This is a genomic window from Tsukamurella ocularis (assembly GCF_965138335.1).
In the GTDB taxonomy this organism is placed as follows: domain Bacteria; phylum Actinomycetota; class Actinomycetes; order Mycobacteriales; family Mycobacteriaceae; genus Tsukamurella; species Tsukamurella ocularis_A.
In genome coordinates, this window is record NZ_CBCSDV010000015.1 from 103,139 (window position 1) to 121,719 (window position 18,581).

The window sequence follows — 18,581 nt, forward strand, 5'->3', positions numbered from 1 at the left end:
CGCCCGGATCCGCAGGGCGCCGCGCCGGTACTACGGCTCGAGTCGTCCCCGCGCCGCGCGGAAGGCCCGGTGCTCGCGGGGCGTCGCGGACCGCGCGAGCAGCTCCCCGTCCTCGTCGTCGAGGACGCACACGATCTCCGTCGGGAAGGCGCCCTCCGCGACGAGCTCGGCCTTCGCGCGGCGCAGCGCGCCCAGGAGCGCGTACCCGTACCGCGCATGCGCCGCGTCCCACGCCGCCCCCTCGAGCCCGTCGACGGCGTCCACGAGCCGGTCCTGCCAGGCGTCGAGCGGTGGCCGCTCGGCCCAGGCGCGGTCGGAGCGCGGCCACGCGGGCGGGTCCCACAGCCGGCCGGGCGGCACGGACTCGGCGGTGCCCAGCACGGGGTGGGGCAGGTGGATGACCGAGCCCCGCTCGGCGTAGAAGGCGGTGAGGACGTACGCGTAGGGCAGCTCGCCGTCGGCCTGGTAGACCAGCGCCCGCGCGACGGTCCGCAGCTCCGCGCAGACCGCGTCCTCGAAGCCGAACCAGTCGAAGCCGATGTCGCCCACGGCGCCGGTGCCGGCGCCCGTCACCGCCTGACGACGTGCAGGTCGGCGAGCGTCGTGAGGCAGTCCGCGGCCATCGTCAGATCGGCCTCGGCGAGCATCGAGCGGAGCACGTGCTCGACGCCCGCCGCACCGCCGAGTGTCAGCCCGTAGACGTAGGGCCGGCCGATACCGGCCAGGGTCGCGCCGAGGCCCACGACGCGCAGGACGTCGACGCCGTCGCGCACGCCGCTGTCGAAGGTGACGGGCAGGCCGGCCTCGAGGACGCCCTCGAGGTGGCTCACCGCGGGCAGCCCGCCGTTGGCCTGCCGGCCGCCGTGATTGGAGCAGGCGATCGCGTCGACGCCCTCGGTGGCCGCCCGCCGCGCGTCCTCGGCGTGGCAGATGCCCTTGAGGATGATCGGCAGGTCGGTGGCCCGGCGGATCCGGGCGATGTCCTCCCAGGAGAAGGTGGGCTTGCTGAACAGCGACGACCAGACGATCCCCGCGTGCATCGGCGCCGGATTCTCCACCCCGCAGTGCTCGATGAACCGCGGATCGGCGAGGTAGTTGGCCAGGCACCGGCCCCGCAGGAACGGGATGTAGCCGTTCCCCAGGTCGCGCGGCCGCCAGCCGAGGCTGCCGGTGTCCAGGGTGATGGTGAGGGCATCGAAGCCAGCCTCGTCGGCGCGGCGCACCAGGTTGTCCGTCAGCTGGTCGTCCTTGGTCGGGTACAGCTGGAAGGCGGCGAAGGAGTCGCCGCGGGCGTCCGCGACCTCCTCGAGCGGCGCCTCCGACAGCGTCGAATACATCGCCGCCACGTTCATCGTCGCGGCGGCGCGGGCCACCTCGAGGTCGCCGTTCTCGTGGACGAGGCCGTTCACGCCGACGGGGCACAGGATCACCGGGGCGTCGAGCTCGGCGCCGAGGAACGTGGTCGACAGGTCGCGGACGCTGCGATCGCGCAGCATCCGCGGCACGAAGCCGTAGCGCCGCAACTCGGTGACGTTCGCGTCCTGCGTGGTCTCGTCGCCGGCACCGCCGCGCACGTAGTCGAAGAGCGCGTGGTCGAGCACCTGCTGCGCCCGCGCCTCGAGATCGCCGAAGGTGTACGGGAAGTGGCGGTGCTTCGCGACCAGCCCCTCCGCGTAGATCCCGTCCTGGAAGCTGCCGTAGTCCGCCATGGGTGGACGGTAGCAGTGGAGGTCAGGGCGCGGCGAGGAAGTCCAGGGCGTCGACGGTGGCCGCGGGCTCCTGCAGGTGATAGCCGTGCCGGACGCCCCGGTACACCCGCATCCGGGCGCCGTCGATGCCCGCGCGGAGGATCTCGGCATTCTCGGCCGGGCACATGCGGTCGTCGGCGCCGTGCAGCACCAGCGTGGGCGCCTCGATCCACGGCAGGGCGGCCGCGGCGTCGTGGTCGGTGCTCGCGGCGAAGTGGGCGCGCTGCGCCGGCAGGGACCGCGGCTGCGCGAGGATCGCCTCCGCCGCCTCGGGGTGCCCGGCGAGCCAATCGCGGGTGAAGAACAGCTCGAGCAGTGCCCGCCGGTCCGAGCGGACCAGGATGCGCAGGACCTCGCTGGGCCGGGCGACGCCGTGCGCGTCGCCGACCGTCGTGGCGCCGAGGATCAGCCGCCGCACCCGGCCGGGGTGGTCGGCGGCGAGCCACTGGGCGGCGCGGCCGCCCATGGAGAAGCCGTAGACGTCCACGACGTCGCCGATCGCCCCGTCCGCGCGCGCCGCATCGAGCACCGCGAGGGCGTCCGCGGCGCAGTCCCGGGTGCTCCAGCCGCGGGGGAACACGTCGTCGCTCGCCCCGATGCCGCGGTGGTCGAAGGTGATGACCGGCCCCGCGGCGCGGAAATCCTCCACGACGGGCGCCCACGACGATCCGGCGAGCGCCTGCCCGGCGAACAACAGCACCCCGGGGCCCGTCGCGCCGGCCGCCGCGGGGTGCACGGTGTAGGCGAGCGAGGCACCGTCGGGGAGAGGGGCGTGAGGCATGGCGGCAAGCCTAGGACGTCACACCGACAGGATGCAGCTCACACCACGAGGTGGGGCTTGGCTAGAATCTCGTCCCATGTCTGTTCACATCTTCTACGGTTCCTCGACCGGCACCGCCGAGGGCGCAGCGAACGCCATGTACACCGTGTTCGCCAAGGCCGGCTCCGTCGAGCTGCACGACATGATGGACGGCGAGATCGACGCGCTGGATCCCGCGGACTTCCACGTCTTCTCGTGCGCCACCTACGGCGAGGGCGAGCTGCCCGCCGGCACCACCGAGTTCTTCGAGGACCTGCTCGAGGCCGCCCCCGACCTCACGGGCCTGCGCTTCGCGGTCTTCGGCCTCGGCGACACCATCTACGTCGACACCTACAACGCCGGCGGCAAGACGATCGTCAAGCACCTCACGGGGCTGGGCGCCACCCAGGTCGGCGACCGCTTCGAGCACGACAACTCCGGCACCGACGACGTGGACGAGAAGGCCGTCGAGTGGGCCGAGGAGATCGTCGGCCAGATCTGACCTCCCCCGGGAGGGACGCGTACCCCTGACAGACGAACGCCGCCGCGGAGTGATCCGCGGCGGCGTTCTTTCGTCCGGGTGTGCGGCTACCGCGGCACCGTGAGGGTCGGCGGCGCGGTGTTCACGCCCGCGCAGGCCTCGCACACCGACGCGGGGATGACGCCGCGGCGCTGCAGCCACCCGAAGACGATGCAGCCGAGGCACACGCCCGCCGCCGACTCCAGCAGGGCCGCCACGACGAGCAGGCCGAGCACGATCTGGGCGGCCACGGGGTTACCGGTCAGGAACAGCACCAGCGCGACGGTCGAGAAGACGAGGCCGATGGTCTGCGCGAACCGCTTCGGCGGGCCGGGGACCAGCTTGGCCGGGCCGAGCCTCGGCGCGATGACGTGCACCGACAGCCGGCCGAAGGGCGAGTACCTGGGCCCACCCGCGACGCGCAGCGCGAAGCCGAGCGCCAGGGCGGCGTAGAGCCACCACTGCCCGGCGACGATCGTGACGACCGCGAGGACGACGACGAGCCCCGCGGTGGCGCGCGCCGCGTACTCGTTGACCGGGTTCGGGAAGGAGAAGAGACCACTCACGCGGCTGAGACTATCGCCGCGCGAGGCCGCCGCCCAGGGTTGCGCTCGCCGTGATTCTCACGCCTGCGGGTCCGCTCCGGCGGCGAGCCGCAGCAGCAGGGGCACGGCGTCGCGCAGGCGGGCCGCCTCCTCGGCGGTGAGTCGTGCGCCGCCGGTGTCCACGAGCCACGCGTCCTGCGCGGCGTCGCGGGCGTGCAGGACCTCCCGCCCGCGGTCCGTCAGGGCGACGGGACGCCGCCGGCCGTCGGACCCATCGGCGTCGCCCTGCAGGAAGCCGCGGCGCCGCAGGTCGGCGATCGCGACGGAGACGTTCGAGCGCTTCATCGCGAGCCGGTCCCCGATCGCCGTGGGGAAGGCCTCCGCACCGAGCGCCTCGACGGTGGCGAGCACGAACAGCTCGGAGCCGCGCAGCCCCGCGGCGGGCAGCTGCTGCAGTCGCTGCTCCAGCAGGCCCACCGCGAGGCGCAGCGCCTCGGCGTCGCCGGGTTTCACCGGCGCGCTACTCGGCCTCGACCGCGGCCGGCTCGACGGGCTCGACCGTCGTGGTCGCGGCGGCCGCCGCGGAGGCGTCGCCGTCGAGCAGCTTCGCCAGGTCGATGCCCTGCGCCCGGAGGGCGGCGACGATCGACGCGATCGACTGCGCCGAGAGGCCGAGCAGGCCCCCGGTGGCGTCGTTCTGGCCGCCGCCGATGATGTTGATGCTGTCGATCGCTGCGGTGGCTTCGGACTGCGACTTGACCGCGCCCTCGACGGTGGCGAGCACCTGGGGCACCAGGAGCAGCCGCGCCGCGTCCGCGCTGTACTGGTTGAACGCCTCGGCCTGCGCCTGCTTGCCCGCCGCGTCGGCGCGCAGCTCGGCCTCGAGGGCCTCCGCCGCCGACTTGCGGGCCGTTGCCTTGGACTCGCCCTCGAGCCGGATCGATTCGGCGTGCACCTCGGCCTGCGCGAGCTTGCCCGCCGCGTCGGCGCGCAGCTCGGCCTCGACGGCGGCCGCGGCCGACTTGCGGGCGTCCGCCGCCGACTCGCCGTCCAGGCGGGTCGAGTTCGCGCGCGCCTCGGCGGTGAGGATCGCGGACTGACGCTCACCCTCGGCGCGGGTGATCGCCGCCTGCCGCTGCGCCTCGGCGGGCGCGATCACGTCGGCCTCGAGCGCGGCCTCGGCCTGCGCGCGACGCTTGCGCTCGACCTCGGTGCGGGCCTCGATGCGGGCCGCCTCGGCCTCCTCCAGCGCGATGCCGACGTTCTTCTCCGCCTTGGCCTTGGCGAGCGGGCCGGCCTGGTCCGCCTCGGCGTTCTGCGCCTCGGTCTGGGCGCGGAGCTGGGCGATGCGCACGTCGCGGCCCTGCTGGGCCTCGGCGATGGCGGTCTCGGCCTCGGTCTGGGCGATCTCGCCGGCGCGGCGGGCGTCGGCGGAGCGGATGAGCGAGTCGCGCTCGGCCTCGGCCTTGCCGATGTCGGCGTCGCGCTTGACCTCGGCGATGCGCTTCTGGCCGAGCGATTCGAGGTACCCGTTGCGGTCCTCGATGCCGGCGATCTTGAGGATGTCGACCTCCATGCCGATGCGCGCGAGGTCGCCGCCGGCCTCCTCCACCACGCCGCGGGCGAGGGCCTCGCGGTTGCTGTTGAGGTGCTCGACGGTCATCGTCGCGGCGATGCCGCGGAGGCTGCCCGCCAGGATCTCGTTGATCTGGTTCTCGAGCTCCGCCATGTTGGCGGTGAGGAAGCGCTGGGCCGCGGTGCGGGTCATCTCGTCGGTGGTGCCGATGCGCACCAGGCCGACGGCCTGCAGCTCGACGGGCACGCCGTCGATGCTGCGGGCGTTGCTGAGCGCGATGCGCACCTCGAACGGGCGCAACGGCATGTAGTCCACGCGCTCGAGGCCCGGCACCTTGAACCGGGCGCCGCCGCGCACCACCTTCATCTCGCCGCGGCCGGTGAAGATGGCCACCTGGTCGGGCGGCGACTTGATGTAGTTGTGGAAGAAGAGCCACAGCGCGAGTAGGAGCACCACGACCGCGCCACCTACGGCGAGCAAGATAGCAAGCATTCGAGAGCCTTTCAGTTTCGATTGAAAGTGTTGGTGTGCAGGCTATTTAAGCTTGATTACCCATCTGGCGATGTGGTGCGTGCGCCCCGATCTCGCGTCCGTGGAGACGATCCGATACCCGCCCGTCTTGCACACGTATTGCACGCACGATGGCATCCTCGAATTCCCTCCATTCCCCCACTTCCGCCCTATAGGTCGGCCCGAACGGTGCGCCAACACCGCCGAGCCTCACACAGAACGGAAGTAGCCCGGTCTATGCGTAGCCACATTCTACCTTCACGCCAACGGATAGCGGTCCGACAGTTCGTCGGCTCGCTCGTCTTCATCGTCGTGCTGTATCTCGCCACACTCGGCGCACTCCACGTACTGCTCGCCCTGGGCCTTCACGCCTAACCCTTTCGACCGCCCCGACGGTCGCATGAGCCGGTTCGACTCCGGCTCGGGGCACGACGTGCACAACCGATCCGACCGTGCACCCGGCGTTACTGCGGAGTTCGCCGACAACCAACCCGCTGGCAGTAGCCCAGTCCGTCGCCTGCCACGACGGCCACGACCGCCGCGCTTGATCGCCGCTACGGACGTGCCAGTCTCAGACTTTCGCCAATCGGCGAAGGTCTAGTTGTGCTGGCCGGACGCGATAGGGGCTTGGCTTCGTGGAGATCGACGGGGACGGGGCATCGACACCGGCACCCTTGGGTGCACCGCTTGGTTGATCCCAGCTCGACCACCAACACCAACCGATAGGAGATCCACTATGGGGTACACAGACCTTCCGTTCGGCCTCGGCGGCATGCACGACGACGTTGAGGGCGTCCTGTTCACCGAGTGCGGCACGCATGAGATCGCCCGCGTGCAGTTCGACGGCCAGCCGCCGGTCCTGTATCTGGCGACCACAGAGGGACACGGGGACGAAGCAACAGCCGCCGGATTTGAGATCCGGTCACGCGCCGAGTTGGACCAGTACGTCGCGGCGCTGACCGCCCAGCGGGACTGGCTACCCGAATAGAAGACGCATACGACAATGGCCGCACCGATGAATCCCCGTTGGTGCGGCCATTGTCGTATCAAGGCAGCCGTCACGCTTGCGCGTAAAGCAGCTACGTATGCCGAGCAATTACCCGACCAATTCATAGTAGCCGTTCCAGCACAGGTGGGGAATTGCTTTGATTCGTGCTGATCTCGGCACCCCTATAACCCGTATACGCACTGGCAGACACCGGATGAGCGTCACGGGAACCGTAGGGGGCCAAGGGGTACCCCGCCAGGGGGTAGCGGCTTGCCCTCTGCTTCAAAGCGTGCGATCCTTCGGGCGTGAGCGCGAGGGAGAACGTGCACGCATTCCGTTTCAAGTCCACATTGAATGTGAGGCAGTGATGCAGCTCCGCGAATGGCAGCGTGAGGCCGTCGAGCAATTCCGTATTTCCCGTCGCTCGAGTTTTCTTGCTGTCGCTTGTCCGGGTGCGGGCAAAACGACGTTCGCCCTCACTGCGGCTCGCGAGTACCTCGACAGCGGCAAGGCGCGGCGCGTCATCGTGGTCGCTCCCACCGTCGCTGTGGCGTCTCAGTGGGCGGCTCACGGTCTGTTGAAGCTCGCGGCAGGGCTGCCAGCCGAGGGCATCGACACGGACGGGTGCGAGGGTCTGGTGCTCACGTACGCGGCACTGCTCGGCGCGACGGGCGAGCGGATCCGCGAGGCCATCGAGCGAGACACCCGGCGATCCGGCACTCTGGTGGTCCTTGACGAAGTGCATCACGCCGCCGAGGACTCCAAGTACGGCCTTGCGCTCACGCGCGCATTCTCGCGTGCACGCAAGAGGCTACTTCTCAGCGGAACACCATGGCGGAGCAAGCAATCCGAATGTATCCCGTTCGTCCGATGGACCAAGGACGGGGAGATGATTGCCGACTCCATGTACTCCTACGCCGATGCCTTGCGCGACAAGGTGTGCCGCCCTGTCGAGTTCGTCGCAGTCTCGACTACCGCGAACTGGCAGGACGCCAAGGGCGCGCAATCGGTCAAGGTGAGCATCGAGCGGCCTATCCCCCGGTCGGCTCGCGGGTCCGTTCTGCGGTCGACGTTGGACGATGGCGAGTGGTTGCGCGGAGTGCTGGCAGAGGCACACGCGCACCTGGTGATGCAGCGGCGCGAGATCCCCGATGCGGGCGGCTTGATCGTGTGCCGCGATGTTGAGCACGCCTATATGGTCCGTCGAGTCCTCGCGGAGACCACGGGTATCGAGGCACCTGTGGCAGTCGGCAGTGACGACGGGGCCGCTGTGATTGACCGGTTCCGCCGGTCGACCGATCCCTGGTTGGTTTCCGTAATGCTGGTGTCTGAGGGAACAGACCTGCCAAGGCTCCAAACGCTGGTGTTCGCGACCAATAAGGCGACCCCGTTGCTATTCCAACAGACCATGGGCCGCATTGTTCGTACTCGGCGCGGCGAGGACGTGCGGGCGCGCATGTTCATCCCGGCGTTGCCGCACCTGTGGGAGATCGCCCTCGATATCGACCAGCAAGCGCTCCAGGCCTTGAAGCCTCGCGTCAAGCGCACCCGGAAGGCTGTCACGGCACCAAAGCAGCGCACCAAGAGCATCCACGGGGCGAGCATCGGGTGCGAGATCGAGGACATTGCCACAGTCGGGCAGAACACTCGGATCGAGCGCGAGGCCATGAGCCGATCCCAGGAACAATTCGCCGCGATATTCGCCAGCGTCAAAGGCTGAGAATAGCGAGAAGCCCCACCAGAATGAACTGGTGGGGCTTTTCTGGCAGCATCGCGGCGGGTTAGGAGGACCGCCCGCACGGAATCCGGCTATCCCTAATCGGACTCGATGCGGCGCAATGCTGCCGTTTCTAGCAGGCAGGAAATACCGGATGCCTGCGGTGTGGGACCTGCTAGACGTATTCAGTTATACGTTAAATTCGATCTTGCCGATGCGCGCCGGGCGGCTGAAACCGGTCCCGACTCGGGCGATGACACGGAATGCTGTCATGTCCTTCGAGAAAAGCGCCGATGAATCCATTTCCACAGACACATCCTTGCGGATCGACAGGACCGAAGCCGAGGGATCAAGAATCCACGCGGTATTGGCAGCAACATGGTCCGAGACCACGACCGGAATGCCGAGGATGGTCCGGCGGTAGTCCGAGGTCGAGTCGTGGTTGAGCACGTACTCATTCGAGCCGGTGCTCGACTTGATCCGGTACAGCTCGCTCGCGAGGTCTGCGCCCATCACGATGGCCTGCGGTCGCCCGCCTGCTGCCTCAATGGCGATGACAGCCTCGACGAAGCTATCGATTCCGAAAGCTGTCGGCGTGAACGCAGTTACGCCCGCAACAGTGCCGAGGCCGGACGGAACTCCAGCGGGTGCGGTTGCCAGGCCGGAGAAGTACGCGGCGTCGATCTTGTTCGCTACAGCCGACACTAGGGCGTCGGAAAGAACCTGCTCGATGGGATATGCGGAGTCATCGAGAAGCTCGTTGGAGAGCGGCACCAGCTGCGCCAGCTTGTGGTGCTCGACGTTGACCTCAGTCACGGGAAGATCGGAAACGTTGATTTCCGCAGCTTCCGCAGTCCACGAAGCCGTAGAGGGCGACACGACGGGAAGTCGGACCTGACCAGCGCCAGGATGGAGAACAGTAGAGACCTGCGCGGCAATGCTCTCCTTAGCCAGTGGCAGCAGGAAAGCTTCGGAAAGCTCTTCGGGCTTAAGAAGCGCGGCGGTGGTGACAGTAGTATTTGCCATAAGAGTTGCCTAAAGGTGAGTGCGAATTGTTAGAGACGCGCTCAACCTGGAGGACTGCGCCACAGAGCCGTACGGCTTACCTGATTCCTTTACCCTATGCGCATTCCAGAATTGCGCCATGCCTTTACGATGGGCCGTTCTTCAAGGCGTGCTGCAACTTGCCGATCATGTTCGGGCGCGGGCTATCGAACTCGACTTCCAGCTTGGAACCCTGCCCGAAGTTGGGATAGACCGGCGGCAGCGTCACCTTGCGGAGTCCTCGCCGGGATCGCACCAGCTCCTCAGCGGCAGCGCGCACCTTGCCGGGATCGACCGCCCCGGCGGCGTCGAGCAACGACTCGACCTCGACCTTGCCGACCTCCAGGAGATCCTGTCCGTTCGCGAGTACGGACCCGGACAGCGCCACGACGTGAGCCGCCTGGAGGGCGTCCCGTCGAGCTTCCAGATGTGCCAGCTCGACCCCGTTGGCCTTGATCCGCAGCCGCCGCGCCTTCTCCCCGCCCGATGCTTGGTCGGCCTCGACGCGCAGACGCTCCCATTCCGGCGGCTCATTTGAATCCTGCGGCTCGATCTCGGCCTCGCCCACCCTGCGGGCTACAGCTTCCCGCCGAGCGCGTGTCAGCCAGCCCTCAGCCTGTTCCTGCCTGACCTCGACCGGCGGCAGCTTGACCTTCCCAGCTAGACCGGGACGCTCCGCGAGGAGATCGCGCACGGCCTGCTGTAGCGCATCGTGATCGACCGAGCCGTCATCGGAGACGAAGCCGACCGGATCATGCCCGCCGATCTCAAACAGATCCCCGGCTTGCGCCAGATACCGAGCGGCGTACGCGCCCACGAAGGCCGCAGCGGCACCGTCGAGATCCCCACGAACTTCTCCTACAGCGGCGTCGAGATCCCGCAGGCGGGTCCGTAGCTGGGCCTCACGCCGGTTTGCTGGCTGCTCCTCCTCGTCGGGCTGCTCCTGGTCCTCCTCGACGTCGATCTCCTCGCCCTCGTCGCTGGTCTCCAGCTCGACGTCCTGGTCCTGGTCCTCGATGACGATGGTGTCGGCGTCCTCGATGGTGACGTTCTCGCTCACGCCTTCTTCTCCTGTGGTGCAACGTGGTTCGGGAATCTCTGCTCTCGCATCGACCGGCCCATGATGTTCTTGACCATCGACGGCTTGCCGGGTGCGAGCGTGTAGCCGAGGTGCGCTAGTAGGGCATCTTCCAAGGGCGTCGTTGGTCGCCAGAACCGGCGCATCGTCAAGTCGGCGTGCTTGGTACCGATGTATTCGTTCTCATAGATCCCGTAGTAGGAGAACGCAATTGGCCCTCGGCGGTACGGTATGTGTTCGCCGAGCTGGTCGGCTAGGTCGCTGTAGTTGGTCAATTGGACCTCCTGGTCCGGTTAGATCCCGCGACTAATCGCAGGTAAGGTTTGGTTTGAGTCACTCGCCGGCCGTTGCCCCGGGCCGCTTCTAGAACGGGCAGTCGACCGGCATTCCCTTGGGCGTGAACTGCTCCGCACCGCCGAAGAGGTAGTCCTCCAGATGGTCGGCCCAGACGATCGGCCCCGTCAGCTCACCTGCGGCGTAGCGCTCGACCACTCCATCGAGGTAGCCGAGGAACCCGCCGAACTTCTTGTTCCAGTCGGCGCTGGTGAGCTTGCGCTCAACAGCAAGCTCGCGGAACTTCTCGCCTACTTCATCGGCGGACAATCCATTCGGGCACTTGGCCGCGTGGGCTTTGTTCGGCGTCCATCCCTCGGGGATCGGCCCGCGCTGGTCTGCGCCAGCGGAGCGCGCCGACGAGTGATCGGTAGTTTCATTGGTAGTTCTATTGGTAGATGGTGGGCCACTGGTGACCCCAGTACCAGGGTCATTCGTGACCCCAGTACCAGGGTCATTCGTGACCCCAGTGCTCTCAACTAGGGTCATTCGTGACCCCGGTCCATCACTAGGGTCACTGGTGACCCCAGTTGCACGAAGGGTCAAGACGTACTCCGATGCATCACCCTTTGAACTGCCGCGCTTGGTCTGCGTCAGGTACCCGAAGCCACGAAGCTGATCGAGCGCACGTTTGACGTTGGACAATGGGCGACCGATCTCCTCGGCGGCGTACTCACGGGAGAGGAACAGGGTCCCGTCCTCATTCTTGGCGCGGGTGAAGATGTAGGCAGCGAGAGCTTGAGCCGCCGTCGTGAGGCTCGGATCGCACGTCACCTCACGGAGCCATTTGAAGGTGGTGCCAGATCCCGACGTGGCAACCATCCGGGGCTGCGCACCGTACCGCTCCCTGTTGATCTCGACCACATAGCGCAAGGGCGATGAATGGGATATACTCAAGTTAGTTCTTCTCCGATCCCGCCCTAGCCTGGACAGCAATGGGGCGGGATCTTTAATTTGCGGATGAATAGATGTTCCATTCATCGTTTCGCGCGCGGCCACACAGCGCCATCGGTTCTGTTTTAGAAGCGCTAGGAGCGTCGAGACCAACGGATAGGCGACTCGCTGATAGAACAGCGGCAATGCTCGCGCGATAGGCAGTCCACGCCGCCCTACGGATCGAGTCGCACGCCAGTCTTCTGCTCGATGACGTAGTGCGAGTACCGGCGTACGCCCTTCGGGATCCCAACAACCTCGTAGTGTTCACCGTCAACAAAACGCTCGAACCATGGGTTTGGAATTGTCGCAACCCAAAGGTGCCCTTCACCCTTGATGCTGAGCGCCCCAGAGAACGATTTTGTCCATGAGTACCCCTCGGCACGCTCTTTGGGTGCGGACCGATAGACAACCTCGCCCGAGTTCCAGATAGGCAGATCTTCGACGGACAGCGAGTAGCGCAAGTTTCCGGCCTCGTCTTCGCTGACATCTTCATGGGCGCGAAACGGGACGGCAGATTCAAATAGCTGTTTCCACTGCGCGGGCGACATTACTTCGTCGGCAGTCGGGCGACCGGCGGCAGACCGGAAGAAGTCCAGTGCGCAGTATCCCCCAACCACTCCCCGACGGATCCGCTCGACCGTTTCAATCGTTGGTCCCGTGCGCGCCTCTTCGTTGATCGCGTCCTGTGCATCTAGCATGCTACTAGCGATGTGATTCCACACTGCTAGCGAGTGAGACACTGCTTTCCTCCAGCCCTTTTCTGAATCTCCCATTGAGCCCAGTTGCGCACACCTGTAGGAATACCGACAACTTCCGGTTCATTTGGATTTCCTTCGTCGTCCCAAATGAAGAACGGTTCCGGCACTCGCCCCACCCACAGCTCAGAGGCGATGCCCCTTTCCCGATGTTGTCCACGAATGAATAGCGCGTACGAAAGTGAGGGAGTCCATGATAGTCCTTCGGCTCTGTCCGCCGACGCCGCCCTAAATAGAGTCTGAGTGGAATCCCATGATCCGAGACTACTGAAGTAGTCCTGCTCCAGACCAGCATGCCTTGTCGTGATTCGAAAGGGGCCGATCATTCGAAAAGTTCGGATCCACTCCGAATGATCCATTATTTCGTTCGCAGTCGGATGGAGGTTTTCCACTGGGTCGCCACCGCACGCGAGTCCGCAGTACAGGTTGAAAACCGATTCTCGCTGTCGACGCACGGCGTCGTGACTCTTGTCAGAAAGAGCGTTGTTCAGGTTCGCAATGTGCCATACTGCGGACGCCCAGCCCGCCGCCTTCGGGTTCAAATTTAGGGCGGCTGAGGCGTGTCCGTAGTCAATGTTTCCACTATGAGAGGGTAGCTCCATGTTCGCTTGGGTCACTTCTCTTCTTCCAGGTCTACCACCGCCATTGTTAGCAAGTTTGACAGCTCTGCCCGCGTGGACAGCGACAGCCGCGAAAGCCGCCGCCGGGTGAGCTTGCGCAGCAAGTCGTCCAACAGTTCCTTCTCGGCTGCGAGATCCCGTGAGGCCGCAGCCGGATCAAGGGAGGTCTGCCAATTGACACCGGTCATTCGGAGACCTCCCGCTCTGGAATCGTGCACAGGAAAGCCACCGGCTTGCCCTTGTTGGGGCGCGACAGTTGGACCAGCCAGCCGTTCGACTTGAGCTTGTCGATGTGCCGGTTCACCGTGGATACGGACATTCCGAGGTCGGTAGCGATATCGGCGCGGTACATCTGAATGCGACCAGTTCCACCGCTCTTGTACCAAAGGTGGCGTGCGACTCGGACGGCCTGCCCTAGCTCGCGGATATGCAAGGTGACAGCGTTCTTGTACTTCATCACTGGTCCCGAAAGCGCACGATCGCAGTGGCAGCCGCAAGAACCGCAGACTGCAATACGCCATGAAAGTCGTTTTCGAGAGCGGTTCGGTCTACTGGCACCGTCGTCCCGCCACTCGGGTAACCGTGACGCATGTCCACTGTCACAGTAATGAGCGCCTGATTGTCGTTCACTGGTTGTTCCTATTCTTCGCCCACGATCGAAACTCGGTAGGCGACACGTATACGAGCGTGCCAACGGCACGCCCATTGAACTCGCCTGCATCGAATGCAGCTCGAGCTATCGGAAATGGAATGTTTGCGGTATGAGCGAGGCTATGAAGCTCGCGGAATTCGTCCATAACTCAATTGTGAGCTGCGGACGGAGTATTGCAATGCTATTCGAATGCGCCCTACTTGAGCCGACGATTCAACTCCGCAGACCAATCGGCCACGCGCTCGGCAACCTCGCGGATCTCGGCCTTGTCGTGCACGGTCTCGACCACGGCGCGCAGGTTCTCGGCGGGGCTCGGGTCGGCCTCGATGTCGTCCCAGACGGTGCCGCCGTTCGGGTGATCGGACATGGCGGGCCTCCTGGTGGTCGACGGCGTAACCGTTCATCGTAGGCCGGGACCGCAGGGGGCGCGAGCGAGTTACAGCGCGCGCCCGTCGCCGGACGTCAGCGGCAACCTACCGGCCTCGCGAAATTGGGGCGGGGGTCATGCCGCCGGTTAGCTCATGCCGCCGCTAGACGCTCGAAGCGCTCCACGTCGTGCTCCCAGAATCGGAGAGCGGTACCGACGCGAAAGCTCGGCAACTCCCCCTCGTTGGCTAGGTCGCGAACGTGTCGCGCGGTAACCTTCCAGCGCCGCGCAAGGTCCTGCGCCGTCATTGCCTCGCGCTCGCGAGCCTTGTTGCCGCCCATCAGTTTCCGTTCTGTCGATGCCTACTGTTCCCGTATTCCTGATCTAGTAGACCTCGAATCGCGGCGACTCCGGAACCGTCATCAAAAGTGGACGGACTGCCTATCTCGCACTGCGCCTGACCACGCAATCCCTGCCCCGTCGGCGTGTCGCCTATCCGTTGGTCGATCCCGAACTATGAGCCGAATCACATACACGATGGGGGCTAGATCACATCCCGCGAGCAGACAGAGCAGCCCGCACCCGCTCGTCACCATCGGGTAGGACGTGGATGTAGACCCGTTGAGTCGTCGCAATGCTCCCGTGACCAAGCAAGCGCGCAACTTCGGGCAGCGGTAGTCCGGCGTCGATCAACTCGCTCGCGTAGGCGTGCCGGTAGCTGTGCGGCGTCCACTTGTCGGAGACCTTGCCGAACTCGCGCCCCAGGTTGTTGCTCACGTACTGGAGACCTCGGGACGAGAGGAACAGCGGCTCGTCGGGACCGCGCCCGCTCCGCTCGATGTAGGACTTGAGGCGGGTCTGTAGGTCGGCGGAGATCGGGATCGTTCGGCGGGACGCGCGCGTCTTGAGGGGCTTGAAAGTGAAGCCGCCGCCGGATTGGTGGGTCACGTCAACTTGGCCGCGCTCGAGATCCACCGACCGGACCCTAAGGCCGCAGATCTCCCCGGCCCGCAGGCCCGTCCCACGGGCAACCCGCAGCAGCATCGTCAAGGTCTCGCCCTTGGCCGCAGCAATCAGCGCGTCGATCTCCGCAGCACTCGGAATCTCGTCGCGGGTCGGAGCGTCGTCGGCCCCGTCGTCCTCGTCCCATGGCACGCCGGTCCCGTGCACCGGATTGCCAGGCAGTCCGTCGAGCATGGCGGGTGCGCAGTAGCGATTGAAGACCGTGGACAGCATCGTCCGATTGGCTCGCGCGGTCGACGCCGACCACGGCTTACCGGTGAGAGTGATCGAGCCGTCTCGCACGTCTTCTAGCCATGCATCGACGTCGACCCGCCGGACCTTCGGCAGCTTCTTCCTACCTAGCGCTCCGAGGGACTTGGAGAGCTGGAGTCGGGTGTGCTTCGTGGATTCCGTCTTTGCAGTCTCGGCCCATGCCTCGACGGCCTGACGAACTGTGACCTTGGCGAGCTTGGTAGCAGAATCGGCCTTGCCCGCGCGGACCAGGGCTTCGTAGTCGCGAGCTGCCTTCAAGCTCTCGCAGTTCTTCGTGCGAGACTTCCCGTCCTCGCGCCACTGGGCGATGTAGTAGGTGCGCCCGTTGATGACGCGCTCCGTTGCCATGCCTCGATCCTACTGCGACCTTGCACACAGATTGCACACAAACGTGTGTCATCAGTGCCGCTGGTTCCCCGCGTTCCGCATCGTGAGCGCCTGCGACACGCCGTCTACCTGGATCTTTGACCGCTAACGCTCCGATGAGGTATGAATGCCACGGAAGTTGTGGAAGAAGATCCACAGCGCGAGCAGGATCACGATCACCGCGGCACCGGCCGCGAGCAGGATCGATACGGTCATTGATTCCCTCCCTCTGCCGGGCACGCGGCCCGGCCCTTGTGATCAGGCCTGAGTCTCGAGCGGTTGCACCACGAGGCGGTCGCCGTCGACGTCCACGATCAGCACCTGCTGCCCGTCCGGGGCGAAGGCCGCCGGATCCACCAGCACGGCGGTCGTGGTGGCGCGCACCGATTCCGAGTCGACGTAGCTCACCCGCCCCCAGCCGCCGACCGGGATCTCCATGCTGAGCTCGCCGATGGTGCCGACCGCGGCGCGCAGCCCCGCGACGGTGCCGGTCTGCGCCCGGCGCATCGCGCGGAGCACCAGCATGAGCAGCCCGTACGCGGCGATGCCGGAGGCGGCCGCTGCACCCACGACGACGGGCATGGAGAGCGTCGTCCCGGCCGCGAGCGGCCAGCCCACCACGCCGAAGACGCCGACGGCGGCGGCCAGCGCGGGCGCGCTGAGCCAGGGCAGTCCGGCGTCGGCGCTGCCGACCTCGACTCCCCCGATCTCGAAGTCCCCCAAGAGCAGTGACGCGATCAGGACCAGGATCCCCACGACGGCACAGACTGCGAAAGCGGTAACCACGGGCGCCTCCTCTGCGCTCGGATCTCCTATTTGCAGTATAGCAAACATTGCGTACGAGGCGTACACGGAAGCGCAGCTTCCCATCTTATTAGTTGTGTACATATAATCCTTGTATGTCTACAACTGTTTCGGGGCTCGGGCCGCGACGCCGCGCACTCGTCCTCGTGGCGTGCAGTCTGAGCCTGCTGATCTCGTCGATGGACGTGACCATCGTCAACGTCGCGCTCCCCGAGATCGGCCGGGAGATGGCGGCGTCGATCCCCCACCTGCAGTGGGTCGTCGACGTGTACACCCTCACTCTCGCGAGCCTGCTCGTCCTGTCCGGCGCGACGGCGGACCGGTTCGGGCGACGCCGGGTGTTCCGGATCGGGCTCACGGTCTTCGCCGCCGGGTCCCTGCTGTGCAGCATCGCGCCGACCGTCGACGTGCTGATCGCCGCGCGCGGCATTCAGGCCGTCGGCGGCTCGATGCTCACCCCCGTCGCGCTCTCGATCGTGACCGCCGTCTTCACCCGGCCGGCGGAGCGCGCCCGCGCGATCGGCCTGTGGGGCGCGGTGGTCGGAGTGTCGACGGCGGTCGGGCCGCTGGTCGGCGGCGTCCTCATCGACACCCTCGGCTGGCAGTCGGTGTTCTGGGTGAACCTGCCGATCTGCGCCGTCGCGCTCGCGCTCACCTACGCCGTCGTGCCGGAATCCAAGGCCGCCGTGCCCCGCGGCATCGACCCGCTGGGCCAGGTGCTGGCGATCGCGGTCATGTTCACCGCGGTCTTCGGCCTCATCGAGCGCGAGCCGCTGATCCTGGTGCTCACCGCCGGCGCGCTCGCGGGCTTCATCGCCCACGAGCGCCGGCACCCGTCGCCGTTCATCGACCTGCGCTTCTTCCGCAGCATCCCGTTCGCGGCCGCCACCCTGACCGCGGTCTCCGCGTTCGCCGGCTTCGGCGCCTTCCTGTTCACGATGTCGCTGTACCTGCAGGACACGCGGCACTTCTCGGCGGTGCACACCGGCCTGATGTTCCTGCCGATGGCGCTGTCGGTGCTCGTCGCCTCCCCCGTGTCCGGGCGGCTCGTGGCGCGGTTCGGGCCCCGCCCGTCGCTGCTCGGGGCGGGCCTGCTGATGACGGGCGCCGCGCTCGCGCTGACCACGGTCGACGCGGGCACGCCGCTCCCGGAGCTGGGGATCGTGTTCGCGGTCTTCGGGGTCGGCTTCGGACTGGTCAACGCCCCGATCACGAACTCGGCGGTGAGCGGGATGCCCCTGGACCGGGCCGGCGCCGCGGCCGCCGTCGCCAGCACCAGCCGGCAGCTCGGCGTCAGCCTGGGCGTGGCGCTCTCCGGCCTCATCGCCGGCGCCGGGCTGTGGTGGGCCGTCACCGGCTTCGCCATGGTGGTCGTGGCGCTCGCGATCCTGTCGACGGGCGCCCGCGCCGAACGCTCGCGTGCCCGCATCGCCCCGCTGCTCGCGTCGAAGGAGACGGCCGATGCCCGCTGAGACCCCGGACGAGGTGTGGAGCCGGCTCGTCCACGCCGTCATCGACAGCCGCTCGGACTGGCGCCGGGCCGTCGTCGAGCGCACGGGCCTGCCGTTCAGCCGCCTGCGCGTGCTCAAGCGGCTGGACCGCTACGGGCCGCTCACCCTCAAGGAACTGGCCGCGCTCGCCGACATGGACGCCCCCGCCGCTACCGTCGCCGTCAACGACCTGCAGGCGCGCGGGCACGTCGAGCGCACCGTCTCCCCCGCGGACCGGCGCGCGAAGGTCGTCACCATCACCCCCGCGGGGCGCGCGGTCGTCGGCGTCATGGCCTCGGTCGAGGACCCGGCGCCCGCCGCGATCCGCTCACTGCCCCCGGCGGAGCTCGCCCGGCTGGCCGAGCTCGNGCNCGNCCTGGCCGGGNAGCGCGACGACGGGCTCGTGCGCCACGTCGAGCGGCTCCTCGCCGCGCACCNCGGGCGGGGCGGGCGACGCC

The 18,581-nt window shown here is 67.0% G+C and carries 22 protein-coding genes; 5 read left to right on the forward strand and 17 right to left on the reverse strand.

Annotated features, from left to right (window positions below):
* Window positions 1-30: 30 nt before the first annotated feature.
* The 3 genes from ACNAYW_RS14865 to ACNAYW_RS14875 are packed head-to-tail and all read right to left on the reverse strand — an operon-like array spanning window position 31 to window position 2,529.
* Window positions 31-573 (reverse strand): hypothetical protein, encoded by a 543-nt coding sequence (locus ACNAYW_RS14865; RefSeq protein ID WP_415850452.1) that lies wholly within the window; start codon window positions 571-573, stop codon window positions 31-33.
* Entirely contained in the window at window positions 570-1,709 is a 1,140-nt protein-coding gene (locus ACNAYW_RS14870) for an alpha-hydroxy-acid oxidizing protein (RefSeq protein ID WP_415850453.1), read from the reverse strand. The genes ACNAYW_RS14865 and ACNAYW_RS14870 overlap by 4 nt, the downstream gene beginning before the upstream one ends.
* A gap of 22 nt (window positions 1,710-1,731) precedes the next feature.
* A complete protein-coding gene (locus ACNAYW_RS14875) occupies window positions 1,732-2,529 on the reverse strand; it encodes an alpha/beta fold hydrolase (protein WP_415850454.1) in 798 nt (265 codons plus the stop codon).
* Between the two features lie 76 nt (window positions 2,530-2,605).
* On the opposite strand from ACNAYW_RS14875, the gene ACNAYW_RS14880 reads away from it, so the two are divergent.
* Window positions 2,606-3,049 carry a flavodoxin domain-containing protein gene (locus ACNAYW_RS14880; protein WP_415850455.1) on the forward strand — a complete coding sequence of 148 codons (444 nt, stop codon included), beginning with the start codon at window positions 2,606-2,608 and terminating at the stop codon, window positions 3,047-3,049.
* A gap of 86 nt (window positions 3,050-3,135) precedes the next feature.
* Here the strand turns inward: ACNAYW_RS14880 and ACNAYW_RS14885 are convergent, their stop codons facing one another.
* From ACNAYW_RS14885 to ACNAYW_RS14895, 3 genes are read right to left on the reverse strand one after another with little or no spacing between them, the layout of a single operon-like run.
* On the reverse strand, window positions 3,136-3,633 hold the full coding sequence (locus ACNAYW_RS14885; protein WP_415850456.1) for a DUF4395 domain-containing protein: 498 nt from the start codon (window positions 3,631-3,633) through the stop codon (window positions 3,136-3,138).
* A gap of 57 nt (window positions 3,634-3,690) precedes the next feature.
* Entirely contained in the window at window positions 3,691-4,125 is a 435-nt protein-coding gene (locus tag ACNAYW_RS14890; protein ID WP_415850457.1) for a MarR family winged helix-turn-helix transcriptional regulator, read from the reverse strand.
* A 7-nt stretch (window positions 4,126-4,132) separates the two neighbouring features.
* Window positions 4,133-5,680: a flotillin family protein gene (locus tag ACNAYW_RS14895; RefSeq protein ID WP_415850458.1), complete on the reverse strand. Its 1,548-nt coding sequence runs from the start codon at window positions 5,678-5,680 to the stop codon at window positions 4,133-4,135.
* Window positions 5,681-6,434: 754 nt separating this feature from the next.
* Here ACNAYW_RS14895 and ACNAYW_RS14900 point away from each other — a divergent pair.
* The gene (locus tag ACNAYW_RS14900; protein WP_415850459.1) at window positions 6,435-6,686 is read left to right on the forward strand and encodes a hypothetical protein; all 252 of its coding nucleotides are present in this window, start codon (window positions 6,435-6,437) and stop codon (window positions 6,684-6,686) included.
* 367 nt (window positions 6,687-7,053) lie between these two features.
* Window positions 7,054-8,406, forward strand: coding sequence for a DEAD/DEAH box helicase (locus ACNAYW_RS14905; RefSeq protein WP_415850477.1), 1,353 nt, complete (start codon window positions 7,054-7,056; stop codon window positions 8,404-8,406).
* Window positions 8,407-8,592: 186 nt separating this feature from the next.
* Here the strand turns inward: ACNAYW_RS14905 and ACNAYW_RS14910 are convergent, their stop codons facing one another.
* From ACNAYW_RS14910 to ACNAYW_RS14960, 11 genes are all read right to left on the reverse strand, one after another.
* The gene (locus ACNAYW_RS14910; RefSeq protein WP_415850460.1) at window positions 8,593-9,429 is read right to left on the reverse strand and encodes a phage major capsid protein; all 837 of its coding nucleotides are present in this window, start codon (window positions 9,427-9,429) and stop codon (window positions 8,593-8,595) included.
* Window positions 9,430-9,553: 124 nt separating this feature from the next.
* Window positions 9,554-10,507 carry a hypothetical protein gene (locus tag ACNAYW_RS14915; RefSeq protein ID WP_415850461.1) on the reverse strand — a complete coding sequence of 318 codons (954 nt, stop codon included), beginning with the start codon at window positions 10,505-10,507 and terminating at the stop codon, window positions 9,554-9,556.
* Window positions 10,504-10,800 (reverse strand): hypothetical protein, encoded by a 297-nt coding sequence (locus ACNAYW_RS14920; RefSeq protein WP_415850462.1) that lies wholly within the window; start codon window positions 10,798-10,800, stop codon window positions 10,504-10,506. The genes ACNAYW_RS14915 and ACNAYW_RS14920 overlap by 4 nt, the downstream gene beginning before the upstream one ends.
* A gap of 88 nt (window positions 10,801-10,888) precedes the next feature.
* Window positions 10,889-11,680, reverse strand: coding sequence for a hypothetical protein (locus tag ACNAYW_RS14925; protein WP_415850463.1), 792 nt, complete (start codon window positions 11,678-11,680; stop codon window positions 10,889-10,891).
* 287 nt (window positions 11,681-11,967) lie between these two features.
* Complete coding sequence (locus tag ACNAYW_RS14930; RefSeq protein WP_415850464.1) at window positions 11,968-12,492, reverse strand: hypothetical protein; 525 nt, start codon at window positions 12,490-12,492, stop codon at window positions 11,968-11,970.
* 670 nt (window positions 12,493-13,162) lie between these two features.
* Window positions 13,163-13,357 carry a hypothetical protein gene (locus tag ACNAYW_RS14935; protein ID WP_415850465.1) on the reverse strand — a complete coding sequence of 65 codons (195 nt, stop codon included), beginning with the start codon at window positions 13,355-13,357 and terminating at the stop codon, window positions 13,163-13,165.
* Window positions 13,354-13,626 (reverse strand): helix-turn-helix domain-containing protein, encoded by a 273-nt coding sequence (locus ACNAYW_RS14940; RefSeq protein WP_415850466.1) that lies wholly within the window; start codon window positions 13,624-13,626, stop codon window positions 13,354-13,356. The genes ACNAYW_RS14935 and ACNAYW_RS14940 overlap by 4 nt, the downstream gene beginning before the upstream one ends.
* Before the next feature lie 391 nt (window positions 13,627-14,017).
* Window positions 14,018-14,188 carry a hypothetical protein gene (locus tag ACNAYW_RS14945; protein WP_415850467.1) on the reverse strand — a complete coding sequence of 57 codons (171 nt, stop codon included), beginning with the start codon at window positions 14,186-14,188 and terminating at the stop codon, window positions 14,018-14,020.
* 152 nt (window positions 14,189-14,340) lie between these two features.
* Complete coding sequence (locus tag ACNAYW_RS14950) at window positions 14,341-14,529, reverse strand: helix-turn-helix domain-containing protein (RefSeq protein WP_415850468.1); 189 nt, start codon at window positions 14,527-14,529, stop codon at window positions 14,341-14,343.
* A gap of 208 nt (window positions 14,530-14,737) precedes the next feature.
* Window positions 14,738-15,811: a tyrosine-type recombinase/integrase gene (locus ACNAYW_RS14955; RefSeq protein ID WP_415850469.1), complete on the reverse strand. Its 1,074-nt coding sequence runs from the start codon at window positions 15,809-15,811 to the stop codon at window positions 14,738-14,740.
* A gap of 276 nt (window positions 15,812-16,087) precedes the next feature.
* Entirely contained in the window at window positions 16,088-16,615 is a 528-nt protein-coding gene (locus ACNAYW_RS14960; RefSeq protein WP_415850470.1) for an NfeD family protein, read from the reverse strand.
* Window positions 16,616-16,728: 113 nt separating this feature from the next.
* Here ACNAYW_RS14960 and ACNAYW_RS14965 point away from each other — a divergent pair, with 113 nt between their 5' ends.
* Both ACNAYW_RS14965 and ACNAYW_RS14970 read left to right on the forward strand, forming a co-directional pair.
* Window positions 16,729-18,105 carry an MFS transporter gene (locus ACNAYW_RS14965; RefSeq protein ID WP_415850471.1) on the forward strand — a complete coding sequence of 459 codons (1,377 nt, stop codon included), beginning with the start codon at window positions 16,729-16,731 and terminating at the stop codon, window positions 18,103-18,105.
* Window positions 18,095-18,491 (forward strand): MarR family winged helix-turn-helix transcriptional regulator (locus ACNAYW_RS14970; RefSeq protein ID WP_415850472.1); only part of this gene is annotated, 397 nt, incomplete at its 3' end. The genes ACNAYW_RS14965 and ACNAYW_RS14970, both read left to right, overlap by 11 nt.
* Window positions 18,492-18,581: the final 90 nt, after the last annotated feature.

Bases quoted from the DNA above. Each gene is read 5' to 3' on its own strand.
- ACNAYW_RS14875 (WP_415850454.1), bottom strand. From the start codon at position 2,529: ATGCCTCACGCCCCTCTCCCCGACGGTGCCTCGCTCGCCTACACCGTG.
- ACNAYW_RS14925 (WP_415850463.1), bottom strand. From the start codon at position 11,680: ATGGTTGCCACGTCGGGATCTGGCACCACCTTCAAATGGCTCCGTGAG.
- ACNAYW_RS14965 (WP_415850471.1), top strand. From the start codon at position 16,729: ATGTCTACAACTGTTTCGGGGCTCGGGCCGCGACGCCGCGCACTCGTC.
- ACNAYW_RS14900 (WP_415850459.1), top strand. From the start codon at position 6,435: ATGGGGTACACAGACCTTCCGTTCGGCCTCGGCGGCATGCACGACGAC.
- ACNAYW_RS14945 (WP_415850467.1), bottom strand. From the start codon at position 14,188: ATGTCCGATCACCCGAACGGCGGCACCGTCTGGGACGACATCGAGGCC.
- ACNAYW_RS14870 (WP_415850453.1), bottom strand. From the start codon at position 1,709: ATGGCGGACTACGGCAGCTTCCAGGACGGGATCTACGCGGAGGGGCTG.
- ACNAYW_RS14955 (WP_415850469.1), bottom strand. From the start codon at position 15,811: ATGGCAACGGAGCGCGTCATCAACGGGCGCACCTACTACATCGCCCAG.
- ACNAYW_RS14880 (WP_415850455.1), top strand. From the start codon at position 2,606: ATGTCTGTTCACATCTTCTACGGTTCCTCGACCGGCACCGCCGAGGGC.
- ACNAYW_RS14940 (WP_415850466.1), bottom strand. From the start codon at position 13,626: ATGAAGTACAAGAACGCTGTCACCTTGCATATCCGCGAGCTAGGGCAG.
- ACNAYW_RS14935 (WP_415850465.1), bottom strand. From the start codon at position 13,357: ATGACCGGTGTCAATTGGCAGACCTCCCTTGATCCGGCTGCGGCCTCA.
- ACNAYW_RS14895 (WP_415850458.1), bottom strand. From the start codon at position 5,680: ATGCTTGCTATCTTGCTCGCCGTAGGTGGCGCGGTCGTGGTGCTCCTA.
- ACNAYW_RS14905 (WP_415850477.1), top strand. From the start codon at position 7,054: ATGCAGCTCCGCGAATGGCAGCGTGAGGCCGTCGAGCAATTCCGTATT.
- ACNAYW_RS14910 (WP_415850460.1), bottom strand. From the start codon at position 9,429: ATGGCAAATACTACTGTCACCACCGCCGCGCTTCTTAAGCCCGAAGAG.
- ACNAYW_RS14930 (WP_415850464.1), bottom strand. From the start codon at position 12,492: ATGCTAGATGCACAGGACGCGATCAACGAAGAGGCGCGCACGGGACCA.
- ACNAYW_RS14950 (WP_415850468.1), bottom strand. From the start codon at position 14,529: ATGGGCGGCAACAAGGCTCGCGAGCGCGAGGCAATGACGGCGCAGGAC.